The sequence below is a fragment of the Vibrio sp. 1180_3 genome (assembly GCF_029478545.1).
GTDB classification, from domain to species: domain Bacteria; phylum Pseudomonadota; class Gammaproteobacteria; order Enterobacterales; family Vibrionaceae; genus Vibrio; species Vibrio aestuarianus.
This window is the reverse complement of sequence record NZ_SJFM01000015.1, coordinates 1-23,833: the sequence shown is the minus strand read 5'-3', so window position 1 is coordinate 23,833 and position 23,833 is coordinate 1. Positions and strand designations below refer to the sequence as shown.

General features: G+C 43.2%; 20 protein-coding genes. 8 read left to right on the top strand and 12 right to left on the bottom strand.

The annotated features are described in order from the left end of the window. The first annotated feature begins 45 nt into the window (after positions 1-45). The gene (locus EYW48_RS11010) at positions 46-1,131 is read left to right on the top strand and encodes a mechanosensitive ion channel family protein (RefSeq protein ID WP_277432400.1); all 1,086 of its coding nucleotides are present in this window, start codon (positions 46-48) and stop codon (positions 1,129-1,131) included. A gap of 38 nt (positions 1,132-1,169) precedes the next feature. On the opposite strand, the gene EYW48_RS11005 is transcribed toward EYW48_RS11010, so the two are convergent. From EYW48_RS11005 to EYW48_RS10995, 3 genes are all read right to left on the bottom strand, one after another. Then, positions 1,170-2,414, bottom strand: coding sequence for an MFS transporter (locus tag EYW48_RS11005; RefSeq protein ID WP_053311160.1), 1,245 nt, complete (start codon positions 2,412-2,414; stop codon positions 1,170-1,172). A 252-nt stretch (positions 2,415-2,666) separates the two neighbouring features. Further along, positions 2,667-4,295 carry a methyl-accepting chemotaxis protein gene (locus EYW48_RS11000; RefSeq protein ID WP_277432399.1) on the bottom strand — a complete coding sequence of 543 codons (1,629 nt, stop codon included), beginning with the start codon at positions 4,293-4,295 and terminating at the stop codon, positions 2,667-2,669. Between the two features lie 250 nt (positions 4,296-4,545). Then, complete coding sequence (locus tag EYW48_RS10995) at positions 4,546-6,906, bottom strand: ATP-binding protein (RefSeq protein ID WP_053311161.1); 2,361 nt, start codon at positions 6,904-6,906, stop codon at positions 4,546-4,548. 564 nt (positions 6,907-7,470) lie between these two features. On the opposite strand from EYW48_RS10995, the gene zwf reads away from it, so the two are divergent. From zwf to EYW48_RS10970, 5 genes are all read left to right on the top strand, one after another. Further along, complete coding sequence (zwf, locus tag EYW48_RS10990) at positions 7,471-8,973, top strand: glucose-6-phosphate dehydrogenase (protein WP_277432418.1); 1,503 nt, start codon at positions 7,471-7,473, stop codon at positions 8,971-8,973. Next, positions 8,970-9,686, top strand: a complete 717-nt coding sequence (gene pgl / locus EYW48_RS10985; RefSeq protein WP_171981053.1) for a 6-phosphogluconolactonase — start codon at positions 8,970-8,972, stop codon at positions 9,684-9,686. The genes zwf and pgl overlap by 4 nt, the downstream gene beginning before the upstream one ends. A gap of 33 nt (positions 9,687-9,719) precedes the next feature. Beyond that, positions 9,720-11,168, top strand: coding sequence for a decarboxylating NADP(+)-dependent phosphogluconate dehydrogenase (gene gnd / locus EYW48_RS10980; protein WP_277432398.1), 1,449 nt, complete (start codon positions 9,720-9,722; stop codon positions 11,166-11,168). A gap of 135 nt (positions 11,169-11,303) precedes the next feature. Beyond that, positions 11,304-11,441, top strand: a complete 138-nt coding sequence (locus EYW48_RS10975) for a hypothetical protein (RefSeq protein WP_168524312.1) — start codon at positions 11,304-11,306, stop codon at positions 11,439-11,441. Between the two features lie 305 nt (positions 11,442-11,746). After that, positions 11,747-12,373: a DsbA family protein gene (locus EYW48_RS10970; RefSeq protein ID WP_171981051.1), complete on the top strand. Its 627-nt coding sequence runs from the start codon at positions 11,747-11,749 to the stop codon at positions 12,371-12,373. Between the two features lie 55 nt (positions 12,374-12,428). On the opposite strand, the gene xapA is transcribed toward EYW48_RS10970, so the two are convergent. After that, positions 12,429-13,259: a xanthosine phosphorylase gene (gene xapA / locus EYW48_RS10965; protein ID WP_172532949.1), complete on the bottom strand. Its 831-nt coding sequence runs from the start codon at positions 13,257-13,259 to the stop codon at positions 12,429-12,431. Positions 13,260-13,381: 122 nt separating this feature from the next. Here xapA and EYW48_RS10960 point away from each other — a divergent pair, with 122 nt between their 5' ends. Further along, positions 13,382-14,275, top strand: a complete 894-nt coding sequence (locus EYW48_RS10960) for a LysR family transcriptional regulator (RefSeq protein WP_261928023.1) — start codon at positions 13,382-13,384, stop codon at positions 14,273-14,275. Here EYW48_RS10960 and EYW48_RS10955 read toward each other — a convergent pair. The 6 genes from EYW48_RS10955 to rbsD form a co-directional block, all read right to left on the bottom strand. Further along, positions 14,272-15,276, bottom strand: a complete 1,005-nt coding sequence (locus EYW48_RS10955; protein WP_172532951.1) for a substrate-binding domain-containing protein — start codon at positions 15,274-15,276, stop codon at positions 14,272-14,274. The two genes, EYW48_RS10960 and EYW48_RS10955, sit on opposite strands and share 4 nt — an antisense overlap. Before the next feature lie 11 nt (positions 15,277-15,287). Beyond that, positions 15,288-16,208 (bottom strand): ribokinase, encoded by a 921-nt coding sequence (gene rbsK, locus EYW48_RS10950; RefSeq protein WP_053311167.1) that lies wholly within the window; start codon positions 16,206-16,208, stop codon positions 15,288-15,290. A 157-nt stretch (positions 16,209-16,365) separates the two neighbouring features. Then, a complete protein-coding gene (rbsB, locus tag EYW48_RS10945; protein ID WP_053311168.1) occupies positions 16,366-17,244 on the bottom strand; it encodes a ribose ABC transporter substrate-binding protein RbsB in 879 nt (292 codons plus the stop codon). 124 nt (positions 17,245-17,368) lie between these two features. After that, positions 17,369-18,352 (bottom strand): ribose ABC transporter permease, encoded by a 984-nt coding sequence (gene rbsC, locus EYW48_RS10940; RefSeq protein WP_053311169.1) that lies wholly within the window; start codon positions 18,350-18,352, stop codon positions 17,369-17,371. Further along, positions 18,349-19,854 carry a ribose ABC transporter ATP-binding protein RbsA gene (rbsA, locus tag EYW48_RS10935; protein ID WP_176246204.1) on the bottom strand — a complete coding sequence of 502 codons (1,506 nt, stop codon included), beginning with the start codon at positions 19,852-19,854 and terminating at the stop codon, positions 18,349-18,351. Before rbsA ends, rbsC begins: the two co-directional genes overlap by 4 nt. 20 nt (positions 19,855-19,874) lie before the next feature. Beyond that, positions 19,875-20,294, bottom strand: coding sequence for a D-ribose pyranase (gene rbsD / locus EYW48_RS10930; RefSeq protein WP_171981049.1), 420 nt, complete (start codon positions 20,292-20,294; stop codon positions 19,875-19,877). Between the two features lie 305 nt (positions 20,295-20,599). On the opposite strand from rbsD, the gene EYW48_RS10925 reads away from it, so the two are divergent. Further along, positions 20,600-20,860, top strand: coding sequence for a DUF3012 domain-containing protein (locus EYW48_RS10925; protein ID WP_053311172.1), 261 nt, complete (start codon positions 20,600-20,602; stop codon positions 20,858-20,860). 185 nt (positions 20,861-21,045) lie between these two features. Here the strand turns inward: EYW48_RS10925 and EYW48_RS10920 are convergent, their stop codons facing one another. Both EYW48_RS10920 and tssI read right to left on the bottom strand, forming a co-directional pair. Next, positions 21,046-21,450: a lysozyme inhibitor LprI family protein gene (locus EYW48_RS10920; protein WP_129532948.1), complete on the bottom strand. Its 405-nt coding sequence runs from the start codon at positions 21,448-21,450 to the stop codon at positions 21,046-21,048. After that, positions 21,450-23,833: type VI secretion system tip protein TssI/VgrG (gene tssI, locus EYW48_RS10915; protein ID WP_277432397.1), on the bottom strand; the 2,384-nt coding region annotated here is incomplete at its 5' end. The genes tssI and EYW48_RS10920, both read right to left, overlap by 1 nt.

Genomic DNA, 23,833 nt, shown 5'->3' with positions numbered 1-23,833 from the left:
TTCTGTTAGTTTGAGCGTCAACATTCACACTAAGACTAAAACATTATGAATGAATTACTGACTCACATTGAATCTTCCTCCCTTGCCCAAAATTGGGATACCAGCATTATTTTTATCTCTATTGCCAGCCTTGTCGCATGGGGGATTTGGCGAATCGTATTTAGCAGATTACTGTTTGTCGCTGAAAAAACTCAACTCCATTGGGATGATTTACTGTTACACGCGTTAAAAACGCCAGTAAGCACTTTAATTTGGTGTTGGCCAGGCACAATATCACTTGGACTACTACTTCAAGATACGATGAAAGATAAGCTTAACTGGCTGCAAACGGTAAAGCTACTGATGTTGATCGCTATTTTTATCTGGATCATCATGCGCCTCATCAACAATGTTGAGCACTACGTGTTATCACAAAAAAAATATGATGAGACTACAATTCAAGCCATTGCAAAGGTTGCACGTTTATTCTTCATTCTCATCGGTATGCTTTCTATCATGCAGGCATTTGGTCTGAGCCTTTCTGGGCTTTTAACCTTTGGCGGTGTGGGTGGTCTAATTATCGGTTTTGCAGCAAAAGATTTATTGTCCAACTTCTTTGGTGGGTTAATGATCTACTTTGACCGCCCTTTTAAGGTCGGCGATTGGATTCGTTCACCAGATCGTCAAATTGAGGGGACCGTCGAACGTATTGGATGGCGTATGACTATCATCCGTACTTTTGATAAACGACCACTTTACGTCCCCAATTCAGTATTCAACAACATTGTGCTCGAAAACCCTTCGCGCATGCTTAATCGCCGCATCAATGAAACCATTGGGTTGCGTTACGATGATGCTGCAAAAATGGCAAAAATTGTCAAAGAAATACGTGAAATGTTGGAAAATCACCCTGACATTGATAGTGAACAAACACTGATGGTCAATTTCAACGCTTTTGGTCCTTCATCGTTAGATTTCTTTATCTACACCTTCACCAAAACCGTTAATTGGATGCGCTACCAAGAAGTAAAACAAGATGTGCTGTTAAAAGCAATGACGATCATTCACAACAATGATGCCGACGTTGCCTTCCCAACTCAAACATTGAAAGTGGAGCCAGCAAGCGCAGGACTAACAGCGCAAGCCAAGTAACATTAAAACATAAAGCCCTCGATGAGGGCTTTTGAGCATTAAGCCTGAACGATCGGTTCTCTTTGTACATTATCTTCTTGATGCTCAGCCACCCAATACAACCAAATCATCACTAAACATAGTACAAAGCAAACACCGAATAGCCAGTTGGAACTGAGTGACTCAATCACCACACCACCAATCAAAGGTGCAATCGCAAAGCCCAATGAATACAATGCCGCCGCGCCGAAATACGACCCACGGAGATGCGCTGGAGCCATACGATCAATTTGTACATTTAGAGTAGGAAAAGCGATAACCTCTCCCATACTTAAAATAAAACACGCAATCGCCCAGCCAATAGGCCAATCTGCGGGAGTAAGAAGAAAACCTATCTGCGCCACCGCCATTAACCCCATACCAATCCGAGTACGTACGAAAAGAGGAAGGCTTTCTAGCCACTTAAGCATTGGAAATTGAAAGACGATAATGGTCATGGTATTGACTAATACTAGCCCTGCGACAATCTGCGCGGCGTCCGAAACGCTGGTTCGTACGATAACCTGCGGAATTGACGATTCCACCTGCCCGTACACAAACATCATAATAAAGTTCGCCACCATCAATTTAACAAAGATATTGTCTTTACTGATCACACGTAAAGTAGAAGTAAAATTGGGGAGTGCTGTGCGATCCGGTTGGATATATCGACCTTTGCGTTCAATGCCAAATAACAGCCAAAAACCATAAATGAGGTAGGTTCCACCAGCAAAAAAGAACAAACTTTGAGGATGCGTTAAACCTAATGTAATACCTAATAACGGCCCAACAGCGCCACCGAGATTTAATAAAAAATAGCGAATATTAAGTGCCAATTCTCTATCTTTTACATTCGATAAGTTGTCACCAATAACCGCTTTAGCTGGAGCCTCAATCATCGGGCGCATTAACCCGGTGATAACAATAAGCACATAAAATTGCCAGATTTGGTCTGCGATACCAATTCCACTGTAGGCCAATGCCGCAATCCAACTACCAGCTACCATCACCCATTTGCGGCCGAACTTATCGGATAGGTATCCAGAATATAAACCAGTCACAGCCCCAACAACGGCTGAAGCGGCCAGCATTCCCCCCACTTCAATCGCTGAAGCACCATAGTCTTGGTAGAGAAACACTATCAAAAATGGCCATGCCATGAAAAAACTGGTGCGAGCAATCAACGTACCCGTTAGCACCGTCCAAACCGAGAAATTAAACCGCTGTACTCTTTCCCACTGAAATAAGCTGTCCTCTTTACCCATAATTACTCCTTCTCATAAGCCAACTCACGCACTACAGGCGCGATCATCATCACATTTTTGTTTTTATGGCTTCAATATATGGAGATAATGTTAAAAAAGATAGCAATTTATTATGCAACACAACGAAGATCGCTGTGAAGGTAATGATATTTAAAAATTCAATTATTTCTGATAGTTAATTATGCTTAAATTAGAAAAAAAGCCGCACAACCTTGCAAGTTATGCGGCTTAAAGCTTAAATTATCAGAAGATTTATAGCTTAAAGAAAGCCAACTGAGCTTTTTGCTTCTCTGCTAATTGCGATAGCTCTGAGCTAGCACTGGCACTTTGGCTAATACCTGTGACATTTTGGTTAACAAGCTCAGACATATTCACCACACTGCGGTTAATATCCTGCGTTACTTGAGACTGCTCTTCCGCAGCGGTAGCAACTTGCGCGTTAGAATCATTGATATCAGAAACCGACTCAGTAATACCAATTAAAGCATCATTCGCTTTCTGAGTTAACTCATTATTTTTCAATAACATATCTAAGCTTATTTGCATGCTATCATTGGCGAGTACAGACTGGCTTTGTAACTGCTCAATTATCGTTTGGATCTCTTTAGTCGAGTCCTGCGTTCGCGCGGCTAGCATACGAACTTCATCAGCTACCACCGCAAAACCACGGCCAGTCTCACCAGCGCGAGCTGCTTCAATAGCAGCATTCAGTGCAAGTAAATTAGTTTGCTCCGACACCCCACGAATCACTTCAATAACATCGTTGATCTGCTCTGATTGTTCTTTCAAACTTGATACGACATGAGCAGCATGATTCAATGCATCGGACATCTGTGTGCTCGCTTGAGTGCTCTCTTTGAATATTGACAAGCCAGATTTTGCAAGCTCATCCGCTTCACGTGCCGTTGAGTCCGCTAATGTTGCATTGTCACTAACGTTGTTTGCTGTGCTCGCCAACTCATTCACCGCCGAAGCAACTTGTTCAATTTCACTCAACTCTTGATTGGCATTTGATTCAGCTTGAGTCATTACCGCCGCCAACTCTGTTGATGCTGATGCAACGTCTTCACTAATACGGTTAAGCTCGTCAACAATAACATGTAGCTGCGAAGCGGTCGTGTTAACATCTCGACTAAGCAATGAGATTTCGTTTTTCCCGTCTGCATCAGCGCGGATCGTTAAGTTACCCTGTGCAAGCTCGCGCATCACACCTTGTAATTTTTGAATCGGTGTAACGATAAAATTCGATAAAACCCAAGCCATGAACAAAGATACAGCCAACACCAATAGCACACTGACCATTGCGCTGTTCATAACACGGGCGTTGTCTTGAGAACTTTGATCCATTGAATCAATCGTGTAGTCATTCAGTTTTTTAGAGAGGGCATTGATTGCATTGACCATATCATTACCGCTAGTACGATACTGAGCAATAACAGCGTTCAATTCAGACTCAGATACCAATCCCTGTTCCCTACGATTAGAAAGGTCCATCACTTGAGCAGTCATTCCACCATACTGCTCAATGCGCTCTCGAACAATAGATACATTATTGCCATACACATCACTTTTCTGCATCTTATCCAGATCACGATTTACGTCTTTTAAACCATTATTTAATTGGGATAAAAAATCATTGCGACGAGCAGGATCATAAATCGCATACACAGCGTTAATGCGCAGTGGATAAATAGTGTCGTCAATATTTGCTAAAATATCTTTATACTCAATCAGTAAGTGCGTGTTGGTTGATACTTTTGTTTGTTCGTGTTGTAGATTAATTTTAGTGACCCACAGTGCAATCAATAGAACAATAGTGGTCAATAAAACCGGCAGTAAAACTTGAACACGAATGGATAAGTTTTTCAGGGAAAAATGCATGTTAAAACCTCGATATAAAATGGTTAGCATCCATGCCTTAGAAATAACCCCAGCCAAATAGAGTAATTATTCTAGATTAAGATCACACTGTAGTCTATGCGATAATTCATATAGATTCATATGGTTATGATTTAGATATCGCCATAAATATGACTTTTCGACAAGAAAACAGCACAAGTCAAATTATGATAGTTTATGTAAAAATATAGCCACCAAAAGGTGGCCATATTTTGCTAGTAAATAGGTTGTTTTACTTTCTCAACGCATTCAATTTGGCTTGTGCTAAGCCAAATATAGTATCTACCGGATAGCTCCCCTCTTCGGTGGCAATACCTGCGGCTTTACCAGTAAAAAGTTCGATAGCTTCGGTGACATGCTCAATTGCCCAAATGTTGAATTCGCCTTTTTCTACCGCTTTCACGACATCCGAACGCAACATCAAGTTATGCATGTTGGAAAGAGGAATAATCACACCTTGTTGGTTGGTGCGTCCTTTTATGGTACATACGTCGAAGAAACCTTCTATCTTTTCATTAACCCCGCCGATCGGTTGCGATTCACCAAATTGGTTCATAGAGCCAGTAATCGCAATATCTTGTCGATTCGGTTGCTTTGAAAAAGCAGACACAATGGCACAGAATTCCGCCATACTCGCGCTATCCCCATCAACCCCGCCGTATGACTGCTCAAAGGTAATCGTGGTCGTCAGTGGTACACGCGCGGTTCGACCAAATACGGAAGAGAGGTAAGCCGACAGAATCATTACTCCTTTGGAATGGATACTCCCCCCTAAATCAACACTGCGTTCAATATCAATGATCTCACCATCACCATAAGAGGTGGTTGCGGTAATTCGATTCGGCGCTCCAAACATATGATCACTGGTGCTCAGTACCGATAAAGCGTTCACTTGTCCAATAGCCATCCCCCCCGTTTGAATAAGAGTCGTACCATTGGCGAAAGTTTCCATGACACTGTCTTGCAAGCGATTTACACGCATTTCCTGATTTCTCAGTGCCTCTTCAACGTGGTTTTGACGAATCATATTCGAGTTGGCTTGCTTAGCCACATAGTTTGATTCACGCAATAAATTCGCAATGTGAGCGGAATGCAGCGATAACTTGCCTTGGTCACCAGTCGTTCGTGAACTGTGTTCTATGATGCGGGCAATCGCTTTGCGGTCGCAGTGCAGCATATTGTTGTCATGTACAATACTCGAAATAAAGCGCGCATAGTGAAGTTCACTATCTGGAGTACGAGTCATCTCGTCTTCAAAATCCGCAGTCACTCTGAACAACTCACTGAATTCAGGGTCATAGCGGGTTAATAATTGATAAGTATTGTAGTCACCAAATAGGATAATTTTTACATTCAATGGGATCGGCTCGGGATCTAGTGACACTGTCCCCGTTAAAGTCACCTCTTTTTCAAGTGAGGTAAAGCTCAACTGGCGAGAGCGTAACGCACGTTTTAACCCATCCCATACGTATGGCTGCTCAAGCACTTTGACTGCATCCATCAGCAGTACGCCGCCATTTGCTTTATGTAAGCTCCCGGCGCGAATCAATGAAAAATCCGTAAACACCGTACCTTTAAACGTTGCCGTTTCAATGTAGCCAAATAAAGAGTGATAATTTGGATTTTCTTCCACAACGACAGGTAGTTTATCGGAAGGCTGACTGACCAAAACGTTAACTTTATAGCGACGAGGTAAACGCTTATCCAACGACGCTGTTGCTACTTCACCCTGCTCACTTTCTTCGTCTAAAAAGATATCCGCATTATCGACAATATCTTTTTGCAACTCGGTCAAGTAGTTTTTGATCTCAGGGTAACCTGAGTAGTCCTGCTTTAACTGTTTAATGAAATGCGTGATCACGCCTAGTGTCACTTCATCATTAAGTTTTTTGATCTTCTCACTGTATGACTCTTCCCATTCAGTAAGCTGACGAGACATATTGCGCAAGCTAATCTCAAGTTCATCAATAATATGACTAAACTGCTCTTGTTCTTTTTTCGACAACGCATCAAATGATTCTTCCGTGTGCATGTCCTCACCATTCATGGCAACAAATTGGTAGTCACCTTGGGTGGTAATGGTCAAACTGATGCCTTTATCTTTTGCCTCTTTACTGATGCTATCCAATTCACCTTGTTGCTTTTGTACCATCTGGTTTTTTAGCTTATCAGCGCGTGCAAAGTAGATCTCGTTATCAAATGCTAACGGGATGGCATTGACCAACTTCGTCATGAGCTTTTCTATGTCTTGCTTAAGGCTCACACCAACACCAGAAGGTAATTTCAGCACTTTCGGAGTACGAATATCGGCAAAATTAGCGACATAACACCAATCAAACAAGGCATCGGCTTCATGCTGGTGTCGGTTTAAATAACGCAAAATCATCGTACGTTTGCCTAATCCGTTACGACCAATCGCGTAGATGTTGTAACCTTTTTCTTTGATCGACATGGCAAACTCAACCGCTTTTTGTGCGCGTTCTTGCCCCACTATCTCATCGATAGGATCCAGTTCTTTGGTTGATTTACAAGGTAGCTTTTCTAACTGTGCAACATGGTAGAGCTGCTCTGCATTCAATCGTTGAATCGCCATCACTCCGCTCCTTAGCTTTTAGATTCTTGTTGTATACCCAAACTATTTGGAGTTGCAGGTAGGCGGCAAGTGAGTGAATCCCCATGAGCATAGATAAACTATGTGATTGGGGTGAGCAAACGTAGCCAACACCGCTGCACCTTCAAGTAAGAAGGGGATAGTTTGACCTAAGTGTAGAAGCAATTGATATATATTTTAGTGAGTTACGCCTTATTAGCGTCTGTTTGAACAAATAATAATCAATTATTCATTACTAGAAGCCACAAAAATCACCAAATCTTGAATTTTCAATTGTGCAGCATTCCATTTCGTCTCCAAGAGAGGAATAAAGCATCACTTGCACTAGGACAATGTCAGAATTTAATCGATTGCGTCATCAATTGTTGATGTATATCAAATTGTCGTAGACAATACGCACCCGAGTTTGGAGGGGGAATTGAAGATTTCAACCTCCCCAGCTATTGGTTATAGCTATCAAAACGATAGTTGTAGCCTATTTTCTATTTTTGCAACGCACTGCTACTGTGGGCGCATGCTAAATACCACGTTTTTAAGGGAAAGATGATGGTAATACCTGAAAACAGCAGTATCGTGATTTTTGGTGCTTCAGGCGACTTAACCTACCGCAAGCTGATCCCCGCTTTATACCATTTGTACGAAAGTAATCAGCTACCAAAATCCTTTACTATCCTAGGCGTTAGCCGAACTGAATACAGTGATGAATCATACCGAGAGAAGCTAAGACGCTCTCTTCAGGAAATGGAAAAAACCACCCCTGATGTACTCAATGCCTTTTGTGAGCACTTACATTATCAAGCGCTCAATACATCCGATGTTGAAGAGTATGCCAAACTGGCAACTCGCCTTGATGAGTTAGCAGACCACTATCAATTTGAACAACGCAATACACTTTTCTACTTGGCTACCCCGCCAAGCCTTTACGGTGTGATCCCAGCCAACCTTGCAGCTCACGGACTCCACGATGAGGCACAAGGTTGGAAGCGTTTGATCATCGAAAAACCTTTTGGTTATGACCTTGCTTCAGCTAAAAGTCTTGATATCGAAATTCATCGTCATTTTCAAGAACACCAGATTTACCGTATTGACCACTACCTCGGCAAAGAAACCGTGCAAAACCTACTGGTTTTCCGCTTTGCTAATGGCATGTTCGAACCGCTGTGGAATCGCAACTTCATTGATTATGTCGAAATCACGGGCGCTGAATTTTTGGGCGTAGAAGAACGTGGCGGCTATTATGATGGTTCGGGCGCGGTACGTGATATGTTCCAAAACCATTTATTGCAAGTATTGGCAATGGTTGGTATGGAGCCACCAGCGGCAATCAACGCTGACTCTATTCGTAATGAAGTTAATAAAGTACTGCAAAGCCTACAGCCTCTTTCAGAAGATGACCTACGTAACAACCTTGTTTTAGGTCAATACACAGAATCAGAAGTGCGTGGCAAGTTCCTACCAAGTTACCGTGATGAACACGGTGTTGCCGCTGACTCTCGTACTGAAACCTACGTCGGTTTGAAAATGTTCATCAATAACTGGCGTTGGAATGGCGTACCGTTTTTTGTACGTTCTGGTAAACGTTTACCAACGCGCGTGACCGAAGTGGTTATTCACTTTAAACGCACGCCACATCCTGTTTTTGGTCAAAATGCCCCCGAGAATAAATTAATTATTCGCATCCAGCCGGATGAAGGCATTCAAATGAGCTTTGGGTTAAAAGAACCAGGCGCAGGCTTTAAGGCCAAAGAAGTCTCGATGAACTTCCATTACACTTCATTAGAAGAAACCAAAATGTTGACCGCTTATGAACGCTTACTTTTAGATGCGCTCAATGGTGATGCAACCTTATTTGCACGTACAGATGCAGTAGAAGCGTGTTGGAAGTTTGTGCAGCCTATTTTGGACTTCAAGCAAGATCCTCAATCTCTATTTGGTTATGCGTGTGGCACATGGGGGCCGAAAGAGGCCGATGACCTAATACAACGTGATGACCGTGCATGGCGTTTCCCCTGCAAGAACCTAACTGATACGGATTACTGCGAACTATGATTAATCACAAAATTTTCGATACTGCCCAGCAAGTTGTTACTAGCCTAGCAGACGATCTAAAAGCCTACAGCGAGCAAGGTCGTCCGATACACATTTCATTGTCGGGCGGCAGCACGCCAAAAATGCTATTCAAGCTTTTAGCACAAGCCCCATACGCTGAAGGAATCCAGTGGAGCAACCTTCATTTTTGGTGGGGTGACGAGCGCTGTGTTGCACCTAACGATGTTGAAAGTAACTACGGTGAAGCAAACGCACTTCTGTTTAGCCAAGTGAACCTTCCTGCTGAAAATATCCACCGTATTCGTGGGGAGGATGAGCCACAGGTAGAAGCTGATCGTTTTGCTAAAGAGATGGCAGATGTCATCCCGTCAGAAAATGGAACCCCAGTATTTGACTGGATTCTACTTGGTGTCGGTGCAGATGGCCATACTGCTTCTCTATTCCCAGGACAAACCAACTATCAAGATGAAAACCTATCAGTGTTGGCGACTCATCCTGAGTCTGGTCAACTCCGTGTATCGAAAACAGCCAAAGTTCTCGAAGCGGCGAAACGAATTAGCTACCTCGTTCTTGGCGCTAGTAAAGTCGACATCGTAAACGAAATTCATACTACTCCCGCAAACGAGCTGCCCTATCCTGCGGCGAAGATCCAATCTAAAACGGGTCAAACGGAGTGGTACTTAGATTCAGACGCAGCAGCAAAAATCGCGTAACGCGCGTCCAAATAGATAAATTGGAGAGAAATAATGAAAGGTGATATCGGTGTAATTGGCCTAGCAGTTATGGGGCAAAACCTTATCCTAAACATGAACGACCACGGCTTCAAAGTTGTGGCTCATAACCGTACTGCTGCGAAAGTAGACGAGTTTTTAGCAGGCCCAGCTAAAGGCACCAATATCGTTGGCGCTTACTCACTAGAAGAACTGGTTGAGAAACTAGAAACACCGCGTAAAGTAATGCTAATGGTTCGCGCTGGTGATGTTGTTGATACATTTATCGAAGCATTAGTTCCACTACTAGACAAAGGTGACATCATTATCGATGGTGGTAACACCAACTTCCCAGACACTAACCGCCGCGTAGCTGCACTACGTGAAAAAGGGATTCACTTTATCGGTACAGGTGTTTCTGGTGGTGAAGAAGGCGCTCGTTTCGGTCCTTCTATCATGCCAGGCGGTTCTCCTGAAGCTTGGGAAGCGGTTAAGCCTATCTTCCAAGGCATCTCTGCGAAAACTGACGCGGGTGAGCCTTGTTGTGATTGGGTTGGTAACGACGGTGCTGGTCACTTCGTTAAAATGGTTCACAATGGCATCGAATACGGTGACATGCAGCTTATCACTGAAGCCTACCAGTTCATGAAAGATGGTCTAGGCCTGAACCACGACGAAATGCAGGCTGTATTTGCTGACTGGAACAAAACTGAGCTAGACAGCTACCTAGTAGAAATCACGGCAGACATCCTTGGTTACAAAGATGAAGACGGTGAAGCACTCGTTGAGAAGATCCTAGACACTGCTGGCCAAAAAGGCACGGGTAAGTGGACTGGTATCAACGCGCTAGACATGGGTATCCCACTAACGCTCATCACTGAGTCTGTATTCTCTCGTTGCCTGTCTGCACTTAAAGACCAACGTGTTGAAGCTGAGAAATTGTTCGGCAAAACTGTTGCTCTAGTTGAAGGCGACAAGCAAGAGTGGGTTGATGCACTGCGTCAGGCTCTACTTGCTTCTAAGATCATCTCTTACGCTCAAGGTTTCATGCTAATGCGTGAAGCGTCGAACGAAAACGGTTGGGATCTAAACTACGGTAACGTTGCTCTTATGTGGCGTGGCGGTTGTATCATCCGTTCTGCATTCCTAGGCAACATTCGTGATGCTTACGAAGCGAACCCAGAGATCGCATTCCTAGGTTCAGATGCCTACTTCAAAGGTATCCTAGACAACTGTATGGGCGCTTGGCGTAGAGTGGCCGCTAAGTCTATGGAATCGGGTATCCCAATGCCATGTATGACTTCTGCACTAACGTTCCTAGACGGCTACACAACAGCTCGTCTTCCAGCGAACCTTCTACAAGCTCAACGTGACTACTTCGGTGCTCACACTTACGAGCGTACTGACCGTCCACGTGGTGAATTCTTCCACACAAACTGGACAGGTACAGGCGGTAATACTGCGTCTACCACTTACGATGTCTAAAAAATTCTAGGTATAGTAGATAAAGGACTAGCTAAGCCCTACCGTCTACGCCTATAATTCTCGCTTCATGGAGGATGTTAACCTAGTTAACATCCTTTATTTTTTTGCTATTCAGAAACAAAATGAGATCCAAAGATGACCATCAATAAGTTCTATGTATTAGTCCCACAGGCAGTGGAAGAAGACGCTCATAGGGAAAATGAAGTTCAATCTGAAATGGAAGCTCAACGCCAAGCGTTGTTGCAACAAGCCCGACAGCTAGGCGGATTGTAATCCTCACATAAAATAATAAAGAGCACTCAATCGTGCTCTTTATTATTTTATATAGCCAAACAACTTGAACTTAAAGTTAGGCGGCAAGTGAAATCAAACGTTGGATTAGGCTTACCTCTTCCAACCAATTGATATATTTAACTGAATGCTTTTCTCTATTTACCTTAAACAATCTCTATAAAACTATCAAAACAACTTCATTAGTTCAGAAAATGAAACAATCAAGTCGATGATTCAGCCTATATCTTGCGCTGATGCCCTTTTACAATACAGACCATAAACAAGAACTTGAGAGAGCATTAGAGATGACCAATATTCACTATATTTTTGACCCAATGTGCGGTTGGTGTTACGGCGCAGCATCACTTATTGAACAACTTAGCGACATAGAAAACGTAACACTGAACCTTCATCCTGGTGGAATGATAGAGCGTTCTCCTCTTTCTGATGATTTTCGCAAACATGTACGGCAAGCTGACCAACGTATTGCTCAACAAACTGGCGCTAAATTTGGTGATGAGTACATCGCAAAGATCACCAATGGTGAGCCGGTAATTTTAGACTCATATATCACAGCTCAAGCTATTCTTGCTGCTCAATCGTGGGGAAAAGCTGGAATCGCAATGCTGAAAAAAATTCAGCAAGCACACTACCAACAGGGTTTGCCTGTTGCAGAACAAAAAACTCTACTGGCATTGGCGCAAGAACTAGGTATTGAGGCGAGTCACTGGGAGCAAGCAATGCTTAACGCGAAAGCGGCACTAGAGGAGACAATTAACCAAACTCATGGGTTAATGGATAAGCTGAATGTTGCAGGCTTTCCTTCTCTTGCCTACGAAAAAAATGGCCAGTGGCACAAAGTACCAGTAAGTTCTTTTTACAATAAACCACAGAAATGGTCAGAGTTCTGGCAACAAGTCATCACCAAATAGATGGGAGAAGAGAGCGCCGTATAGCGCTCTCTTTTTCTCTATGGCTTATGATTTACTATGATGCAAAATGCTTAGCGATGAATGATTTGATCAATTGAATAAAATCTTTTTCTGCTAATTTTGCACACTTTAGCGTCTGTTCATGAGAAAGTTGCACATCACCTAAACCTTCAGCCATGTTAGTAATGGCACACACGGCTAACACAGGTAAACCGCAATGTGCGGCCGAAATAACCTCAGGAACAACCGACATCCCCACCACATCACCACCGATGACTTGCATCATGCGGATTTCTGCGGCAGTCTCAAAATTCGGCCCAGTATAAGAAACAAACACACCTTGATTGACGTGAATATTTTCTTGTTCAGCCACTGCCATCGCTTCTTCTCGTAATCCTTTGTCGTATGCATTCGCTAAACTGAAAAAGCGTGGGCCATAATTGTCATCGTTAGCTCCTGTCATTGGCGATTCAGGCATGGTATTAATGTGGTCATTGAAAATGACCAGTGACCCTACACCAATACGCTCTGGGCGAAGTGAACCAGCGGCGTTGGTCACTAACATGAATTCGCATCCTAAACGTTTAAACGTTCGAACGGGGTTGGTCATCACTTTCATGGTTTGATGCTCATAAAAATGGCCTCGCCCTTTCATACATACCACTTCGATACCATTCATTTTTCCTAACACTAATTCTCCAGAATGCCCTTCAACAGTACTCACTGGAAACCCGGATAAAGATTCATAAGGGATCACAACTTTTTCATCTAATTCATCAGCAAGTACACCTAATCCAGAGCCTAAAATAAAAGCAGCTTGCGGTTTAAAATTTGGTTTATGTTGATAGATAGTTTCTAATGCTTGATTTACAGGGTCAGTATGCATGTTATTCACCTTATTATTGGAAATACCAATTCACTGTAGCGCATTATTAGTGCTGATAAAATTTCATAATTCAGCATAATTGTGCCAATATTCAGCACAGTTACTGATCAATTCGAATTACTATGCAGCTTAACCATCAAATCACTCTTAAAATGTTGCGCTACTTCTACGCAACAGCACAATGCGGGCAATTTAGCTTAGCTGCTCAACAATTAAATATCACAAAGTCACCATTAAGTGCACAAATCAAAGAACTAGAACACTTACTCGGCGTGTCATTGTTTGAACGGAACACGCGCAACGTGGCACTCACAGTAGCAGGCAAACAATTACAGCAAGAGTGTCATTTAATTTTTGAAGTATTGGATACCGCTTTGAACCGAGTACAGAAAGTCGATCGAGAACACGGTCAGACCTTCAATATCGGTTTAATGAGTTCAATTTTTTGGGCTGGATTCGGCGATACCTTGTATCAAGTGCAGAAGCGATCTCCACAACAACAGTTTAATTTGCTGGAGATGTCGCCAAAAAAACAAAAAATGGCGTTGCTCAACCACCAAATTGATATCGGCCTTGCTCGCTATGCCGACAGTATTAATATTCATCCTCTTCAAGCTCGTACACTGTATAAAGAAAAGATGGTCGTTGTGGTGTCAGATAAACATCGATTAAAAGACTATCAGAAGCTATCGTTATCTGAACTGATCAGTGAAGAGTTCGTTATGCTAAAACATGAGAACTCAGCCTCCACAGAGTTGATCACTCAACACTGTTTAAAACTGGGTTTCCATTTAAAAATAGAGCAGGAAGTCGTTGAGCCAAACACCTTGCTAGCCGTCGTATCAACGCGCAATTTCATCTCCATTGTGCCTGCCAGTTACGGCAGCCAGCAATGGCCACATATCTGTTTTATTCCGCTGAAAGAATCGATTCCAGCAGACATTTGCGCACTATATTGCGCCGAAGGAAATAATAAAACACAGCAATTTATTCAAGCAATAACAGCGAAATCCTAGTTCAAATGTTTCACACTTTTACGCACAACTAAGGTTGGATCAAGTTGCACAACTTGCGGCTCTAGAGTCTCTTTTTCAAGCTTTTTGAGTAAGGTTTCGACAGCCACTTTACCTAAACGATATTTGGGCTGATGCACGGTAGTCAGTGCTGGAGACATAAAGCGAGCAATATGAATATCATCGTATCCCATAATAGAAACATCCTCGGGAATACGGATGCCTTTTTCGTGGGCGGCATTGAGCACCCCCATCGCCATCATATCGTTTGAAACAAAAATTGAACTGGGTAGCGGACCTTTTTCTAACATGCGATTAAACGCTTCATAACCGCCTTCACACTCAAAGTCTGACTCCACAATCCATTGCGGATTGATCTCTAAACCTGCTTCTAAAACAGCGCGTTTATAACCTTCATAACGCATTTGCGCTTGATGTCGAATGAGCGGCCCCGTGATACAGCCAATCTCTTTGTGACCACATTCAATTAAATAATTGGTTGCGATATAACCACCGCTTAACGAGTTATCTTGAATCTTGTCACTGGCAAAGAGCATTGGTCCCCAATCCATCACTACAACTGGAATGTCGGGGTAGCGATCAAATACTTCGATACGTTCACCTTCTAAGGTTGAACACATCAATAACAAACCATCAACACGCTTTTGCAACAGCGTATTGATAGACGCTTTCATTCGTTCATTATCGCCTTCAGTGTTGCACAAAATCAGGTTATACCCTTTGTGATAACAACTGCGTTCGACCCCTTTCACCACTTCACCAAAAAAAGGGTTGGTTGAGGTAGTAACTAGCATGCCAATGGTTCGAGTACGGTTCATTTTGAGGCTACGCGCCAAAGCAGATGGTGCATAATTTAAGTCTTGAGCCGCTTTATTGACTCGTTCAGCGATATCTTCGCTCACAAAACGAGATTTATTAATCACATGACTAACCGTTGACGTTGATACCCCTGCAAGCCTTGCTATGTCTTTCATGGTGGCCATGTTTTATTCTCCTAACAATGTTGAGCGAGGAATGCATCCACCTCCTTGCGAGTAGGGATAGATGTCTGAGCCCCAAAACGCGTGACGGATATTGCCGCTGCCGCATGAGCAAACTTAATTGCTGATTCTAAAGGCATATCTTCCAACAAACCAGTCACAAGTGCGCCATTAAACGTATCACCCGCTGCCGTGGTATCTGTCGCATCAACCTTAAAGCCTGGAATCAATACTCCACGACCATTTTGGCTAAGCCACACACCTTTAGCACCTAAGGTGATCAGCACAATTTCTATGCCTTTCTTATGTAATTCATTGGCAGCCAGTTGCGCTGATTGATCATCATCAACCGTTATTCCAGTGAGAACTTGTGCTTCGGTTTCATTGGGGGTGATCACATCAACACACGCTAACAAAGTATCAGGTAGCTCGCGGGCTGGCGCTGGGTTGAGTATCACATTAGTACGATTTTCTTTAGCAAATTGCGCCGCTTTAATAATGCCGTCAATCGGTGTTTCAAGTTGCATCAACAGGTAACTAGCTGCACCTATATTGGCAAGGTCAGACTCGATGACTTGTGCGGTAAGTTTGGCATTTGCCTCTGCAGAGATACAAATACTGTTTTCGCCACTGTCAGACACTTGGATCATCGCGATCCCCGTTGGGCAGTTAGGCTGCATTTTCACGCCTGAAATATTGATGCCATCAAGCTTAAAGCTTTCACGAATATTAATGCCAAACGCATCATCACCGACACACGCAATAAACCCGGTGTCTGCATTTAGCCTTGCTGCGGCCACGGCTTGGTTTGCCCCTTTCCCACCAGGGATAACTTGATAATTGCGCCCATGCAATGTCTCACCAGGGCGAGGAAAAGAAGGCACTTGAAGAACATGGTCAGCGTTAACACTACCTAATACCACTAACTGATTCATAAGATTTCCTTTGTTCATTAATGAACATGATTAATAGGGAGATATCCCGTTGTGATTTGGGGTATAGAGAGGTTTGAACTTTCTATCTAATAAAAAAACCAAAGCTCAACACACCGGAAAACGGGCCCTCTCTCGTTAAAGAGAAGGCCATTGAGTATTATTTGCTGATAATTTTTAGAGGAACAGGGATGTACTCATCAACAGATTCGCCCTTTAACACTTTAGCGGCTGTTTCAATGCCAAGCGCCCCAATCATGTCTGGTTGTTGTGCAACCGTCGCTGCAAGTTGGCCACGTTCTACCGCTGCAATACCGTCATCAGTACCGTCAAAGCCAACGATCATCACATCTTTACCTGATGCTTGAACGGCGCGTAGTGCACCCAATGCCATTTCGTCATTTTGCGCAAATACCGCTTGCACATCAGGGTTAGCGGCAAGTAAGTTTTCCATAACATTCAGACCTTTAGTACGGTCAAAATCTGCCGGTTGACTAGCGAGTAACTGCATTTCACTGCCGTTAACCGCATTCATAAAGCCTTCACCACGCTCACGAGCGGCTGAAGTACCCGCAATGCCTTCAAGTTGGATAACTTTAGCTTTCTCACCCACTTTTTCCATGATGAAGTGACCCGCCATTTCACCACCAACCACGTTATCAGAGGCAATGTGGCTAACAACATCACCACGGCTCGCACCACGGTCAAGCGTCAATACTGGCACTTTTGCTCGGTTCGCCATACGAATCGCATTCGATACGGCATCAGAATCAGTTGGGTTAATCAAAATGGCTTTCACACCGCGTACGGTTAAATCTTCTACGTTTGATAGCTCTTTACTTGGGTCATTTTGTGAATCCAGCACAATAAGTTCATAACCCAGCTCTTTTGCTTTGGCTTCTGCGCCATCTTTCATGGTAACGAAAAATGGGTTGTTCAATGTCGATAATACAATCGCCATTGTGTCTTGCGCCTGCGCAGAGACAGAGACGGTGGTTGAAAGTAGAGCAGCAGAAATTAAAGTTGCGAGTTTTTTCATCTTTATAGTCCTTTTTGTAGGGGCCGATACTGGGCAACTGGTTGCTTGGCATCGAGGTTTTGTCCCAAAGGTTTAGGCACTTACGCATACTTTGCGAACGTGCCCAATCCATAAGGGGATGTTGCTATTTATTTTTATTATCCACCAATACTGCCAGAAGAATGACCACTGCTTTCGCTATCATCTGGTAGTAAGAAGAAACATCGAGAAGGTTAAGCGCGTTATTTAAGAAACCAATGATCAGCGCACCAATCAAGGTTCCCATAATGCGACCTTTTCCTCCCATCAAGCTAGTGCCACCCAAAACAACCGCAGCAATAGCATCTAATTCGTAGCCCATGCCCGCCGTTGGCTGAGCAGAAGAAAGGCGAGAAGTAACGATGATGCCCGCTAATGCCGCCAGTAAACCACAGATGGCATAAACACCAATTTTAACGCGATCGACATTGATACCAGATAAACGTGTTGCCGATTCATTACCACCAAGTGCGTAAACATAGCGGCCAAAACGCGTGTGGTTAAGTAAATACCAAACTGCCGCAAACACCACGACCATCATCCATACTGGGACCGGAATACCCAACGCATAACCTGTACCAAACCACGCAAAAGCATCTGCGGTATCAGTAAAACCTGTAGAGATAGGGCGACCATCGGTATAGACCATGGTCACACCACGCAGTAATGTCATGGTTACCAATGTAGCGATGAAAGCCTGAACCTTACCTTTCGCAATAATGATGCCGCTAATCGCGCCCAATGCCGCGCCAGCAAGCAACGCTGTAGGAACCGCAATAATGACCGGAATTTCAAGACCTATCATGGTTGCAGCGAAAGCACCGCATAACGCCAAGACCGAGCCGACACTCAAATCAATACCCGCAGTTAGAATAACCAAAGTCATCCCCACCGCGATAATGGCGTTGACGGATGTCTGACGCAAAATATTCAAAATATTGTCGAGCGTAAAAAAGTTAGGGTTTAAAAAAGAAACGACAACCACTAAGAAAAGCAAAGCAATCAGAGATTTTTGCTCAATAAGCCACTCTTTACTCAGCAATTTCCTGCCGCTTGATGGAGTCGATGTGTTCATGCTGTTGCTGCTCATGCTGCTTCCTCGTTAATCTTTTTTCCTACTGCACAGGCGAGTAAGTTTTCTTGGTTGGCCTCTTTGGCATCAAACTCACCGCTGATTCGCCCTTCATGCATCACCATAATGCGGTCACTCATTCCTAACACTTCTGGCATTTCTGAAGACACCAAAATGATGCTCATCCCTTCGGCTTTAAATTGGTTAATGAGTTGGTAAATTTCTTTTTTTGCACCGACGTCTACACCGCGAGTCGGTTCATCTAAAATCAAAACTTTAGGGCGTGTCATCAAGCCTTTGGCTATCGCGACTTTTTGTTGGTTACCACCAGACAAATTGCCGATAATTTGATTACGTGACGGGGTTTTTATATTGAATAAACGCATGAAATCTTCTACTGCAATGGCTTCTTCGCCATGCTGAATTTGCATCCCTTTAGAAAATTTATTTAGCGCACACAGAGACATATTCTCTTTCACCGATAAGCCAAGCACTAAACCATCGCCTTTTCGGTCTTCAGAAATATAAGCAATACCGTTAGCTAAACCATCTTGAGGGCTAACAGGGTTGATGGTTTTGTTGTCGAGGTTAATCACGCCACGTTCACTCGGCAGCGCACCGTAGATCACTTTCATCAGTTCTGTGCGTCCAGCCCCCATCAAACCCGACACCCCTAAAATCTCACCACGTTTTAAAGTAAAACTGATATCGTGCACTCCAGATCCCGTCAGGCCGATCACTTCAAGGCAGGTTTCACCATGCTTAACCTCAATGCGTGGGTACTGCTCTTCAAGTTTGCGCCCCACCATCATTTCAATTAAGCCATCTTCGTCGGTATCAGACACTTTGCATTGACCAATAAATTTGCCGTCACGCAACACCGTAATATCATCACAAATTTCGAAGATTTCTTTTAAGCGATGAGAGATATAAACAATGCCGCAACCTTGTTCGCGCAGCTCATTAATAACATTAAATAGCGACTCAGTTTCGGTATCCGTCAGTGCATCCGTCGGTTCATCCATGATGATCACTTTCGACTCAAATGAGAGCGCTTTTGCAATCTCAACCATCTGTTGCTCACCAAGGCTTAAGTCACCCAGCAGGGTCTTGGAGCTGTGTTTAACGTTTAAGCGAGCCAGTAGTTTATCGGCTGCTTGATACATTTCATTCCATAAGATTCGACCCATCCCACTGGTCATCTCTCTGCCTAGAAAAATGTTTTCAGCAATGGTCAATTCAGGAATCAAATTCAACTCTTGGTGAATAATACTAATGCCAGCGTGCTGAGAATCGCGGGGACCTTTAAATGCGGCAGGTTTGCCTTGGTAAGCAATGCTGCCAGCGTCAAGTGAATAGATGCCCGTCAGAACCTTCATTAACGTTGACTTACCAGCACCATTTTCTCCCATTAGTGCCATAACTCGACCTGGGTAGACATTCAGGCTCGCTTTATCAAGAGCCTTAACTCCTGGAAACGCTTTTTCGATGTCAGTAAGCGATAAAATTGCTTGAGTCATGATTCGTCCTCAATCGAGAGTTAGAAAACTACGCCAGCTTGGAAAATAACGTTTGCATAAGGCGTACATTCGCCAGTTCGCACGACCGCGCGACTTTGTAGAGTTCGGTCTTTAAACTCTTCATGTGAGAGGTAAGTAATGCGAATTGACTTCTCACAACTTTCTTCTTCCATACGTAATTCGTTGAGTAATGCTTTATGGTGGTCAGGACTAACCTCAGCAAACTCTTTCGCCATCACCACCCCTTCGATTTGTGATTCAGACAAAATCACGCGGACAGTCTCTAAGAAGCTCGGAATGCCATGCGTCAGCGCTAAATCAATTCGCTGAACCTCATCTGGGATCGGTAAACCTGCATCACAGATCGTGATTTCATCGGTATGACCTAACGTGGCAACAAGATAAGAAAGATCAGCATTAAGTAGGGTACTTTTTTTCATTGTTATACCTTCAACATTGGGGTTCGGATATCTTTGAACATCGCCCTTTCAGGTGAGTAGATAGTTCAATAAAACATCATCGAAACGTTTCGATGAATCCTAGCTGAGGGATTTTTAATTGCACTAAGGTAAAAATAATAATGTGAGTTAGATCGCCGATTGAATGGAAAAACAGAGAAAAATAGTGAAGCCAATCACTGACCATTTTGTCATTAGTGATTTTATTTTTTGCTCTTTGCTAACACTTAGAGCAACATTTTCGCTATAGTTTTTATTAAAGAAATCGTGCTTACTTGGAAGCCATTATGAAGAAAATCGCATTAGTATTAGTCTCGTTAATTTCACTAGCCGCTTGCTCTGACGTAGGCAGCGAGTCTTGGTGTAACGAGATGAAAGAGAAACCCAAAAATGAGTGGAGCGCGCAAAGCGCTGTCGACTTCGCCAAGTTCTGCATTTTCCAATCTCAAATTGGCAGCACCGCTTGGTGCAAAGATATGGAAGATAAGCCGAAAGGTGATTGGACAGCCAATGAAGCCGGCGACTTCGCTAAGCATTGTATTTTTTAGAATTGGTTTAAATAAAGAGCCTAGCTATGCTGGCTCTTTTAAATTTCATCATTTATTTAAAAAACTTTTAATTTAATAAGGTCTTCAAAAACGACGTAAGATATTTTAACCCACTATATGATTACTACTGTATTTTAATAGTAATATCAGCGTTTGAGATCCACATTATTATTTGAATTTTTCTCTTATGGCAGATTTTGAATAAAGTTAATTTCTTTCTCTAAATATATAATTCTATCTTGTGTTGAGTAATATAAACATTTATGTATCTCAATGCCTTGGAATGGCGTGTTTTCCTCAGAAAATGCACCTTTAGCGAAGCATTGATGATCTCTCATTTCAATCCAATTCCGTTGTGATTTAACAAATGTAGACCAATAAATATTTTTTGCTGATTCTTCATATGCACTTTTCATAACAGTATTTTTAAGTTTCTGATAGATGTCATTAAGTAAAGCATCACTTTCTTCAGACTTTTTTTCGTAACATGCAGCTATATTCCCTAAGGGAAGGCCATAATCACAATCCTCATTAGCTAATGAATAACCAGAAAATAGAACTCCGATAAAAATAAACATATATCTTAACATTAATAATTACCCCTTAAATAATCTGCTCGTCTCCGACCTTTCTCGTACTGATTCAATGTTGTATTCGCACTAATATAATCAGCAAATATATTTTTATCATTTAACATTCCATACACCATGGGTCGAGGACCTTTAGTAAAACCCTGATATACTAAATCAACAATGACATCTTGTATTTCTGAATCTAATTTCCCCCATTGAACCTTGTCTACATAATTAACATTGGAAATATTTGCCAAACTAACATTCGGTTCAGTAGTCCATTTTTCATAATTATCTCTAGCTCTTTTTATATATCCAGGATATATTTTCAAGAAAAGATTGTGCTGAGATTTCCTTGTGATTTCTGTTTTATATTTATTAGCCTTAACATATGCATCAGCATCAATACCTTTCAATCCTGCACCTTTAGAAATAATAACAGCAATATCATGTGTTACACCCGAGCTAAATAGATCATTATATACTTCTGTTTCATTACGCTCGCCTAGGTCATACCCTCTACCAATAGTTACACCCGACTTGGCATTTCCCGGCCAATGAATAACTCTGGAAAAATAGAGGTTACCTTCAACATCATTCCCCTCTGCATCAAAGGTCAATTGACCTTTTGGTACAGTCAACCATTTCAGATCCATCTCATCATTTTCATAAACCCACCCATCGACCAGCGCTTCGTCTAAACCTAACAATGTCCCTTGGCCAACAATACCATCAACGGGGCCAATGCTGTATGATGGATGCGTTTGATGGCTGGGTTGATAACTTTTTTGGAACTGCTCGATGGCCGTTTTGGTTTTATTACCGAAATCACCATCGGCTTGCAAATCAAATTTCATGTTGATTAACGCTTGCTGAATCAAGCTCACTTCTTCACCATTGTTGCCTTTTCTGAAAGCGCTGGCTTGTTTCTTCGCTAACTTTTCCAACTCTTCTGAAGGTTTCAGCAAATCCGATTGTAGTAGTGACGCTTTATCTTCGTTTTGTGCATCCTCTTTTTGGCTCTTTTCCTGAGCGCTTTTTTCTTCGGCCTTCGCTTCTGATTGCTTTTGTGGAGATGCAGATGATTTCTGTGCAGCGGATTGTGTGGCAGCGGCCTCAAAATGCGTGATCACATTGGCTTGCCCACTTTGCATGGTCGCGCTAACTGCACTCGCTTGCAATTCGGCCGGAGCTTTCATATCAATCAATGTATTTGCCAACATCGCTGGCTGCCCACTATAAGCACTACCGCTGCCAGCGCTTCCGCCAGAGTTGAGGTTAATTGCAGGGCCAACGAGATGCACGCCACCGGCATCGACTTTGACGAAACTACCTCCTGCTTTTAAGGTCACTTCGGCTCCTGCCTCTACTACAATTTTGGTTCCCGCTTTAAGGCTGATTTCGCGCCCAGTTTGAATAGCAGTCAGTTGCGCCACTTTATACTGCAATGAACCGCCAACCTCTAGACTGCAATCTTTTGTAATGTTATCGCGGCTTTCGCCCTCGACCGTTAGGTGTTGGTTATTTTTGATATGGCTAAACTGGTCATTATCCACCGTCAGGTGGCTATCGTGTTTGATGTGACTGGTAGCGTCATTGAGCACCAGTGCTTCATAGTCTTTTTGCGCGTGCAGGTAGATTTTCTCTTGCGCCGCTTGGTCTTCAAAGCTCAGCTCGTTAAACCCTTCACCTTGGTGTGTTTCACTGCGCAGCACGGTTTTGGTTTTGTTGTCTGGCAGCGTGTAAGGCGCTTTGTTGCTGGCATGGTAGGTGCGGCCTGTCACTATCGGTTGGTCTGGGTCGCCATTTAAAAACGACACTATCACTTCATGACCAACTCTTGGGATAGCCATCATCCCGTATTGGCTGCCGGCCCATCCTTGTGACACTCGCACCCAGCATGAGCTGTGCTCATCGCCGTTTGAATATCTATCCCACGGGAAATGCAGTTTGACGCGGCCATGTTCGTCACAGAAGATTTCTTCACCATCAGGCCCCACGACATGCGCCATGCACGGTCCGTCCGTTTGTGGTTTGGTTTTTGGTGTAGCGCGCCACGTGATAGTGGCCGGGATGAGCGTGAATTGGTTGTTATAAGTGGTTGCGCCGCTGCCCCCCTCTTCTTCCAACGCTTGCGGCTGCTTGCCTTGATGATGCGCTTCAACCACTAACCATTCTCGGTTGGCGCTTTCATCTAAGTGCTCTTGCAAGTCAAACTTGTAGCCCGCTTGCAACGCTGGGTGGTTACTTTCACCCGTAGCGGTGTGCGCTTCGCGTCTTAAGTACTGCAAACGAATTTGGTTAAAGGCTTTACCGTTCACATCGTCTTTAAAGCGACCGGGCGCATCAAAATGCTCGTAAATGGCTTGTTGGTAGTCCATCTCAATGCCTTGCGCTTGCT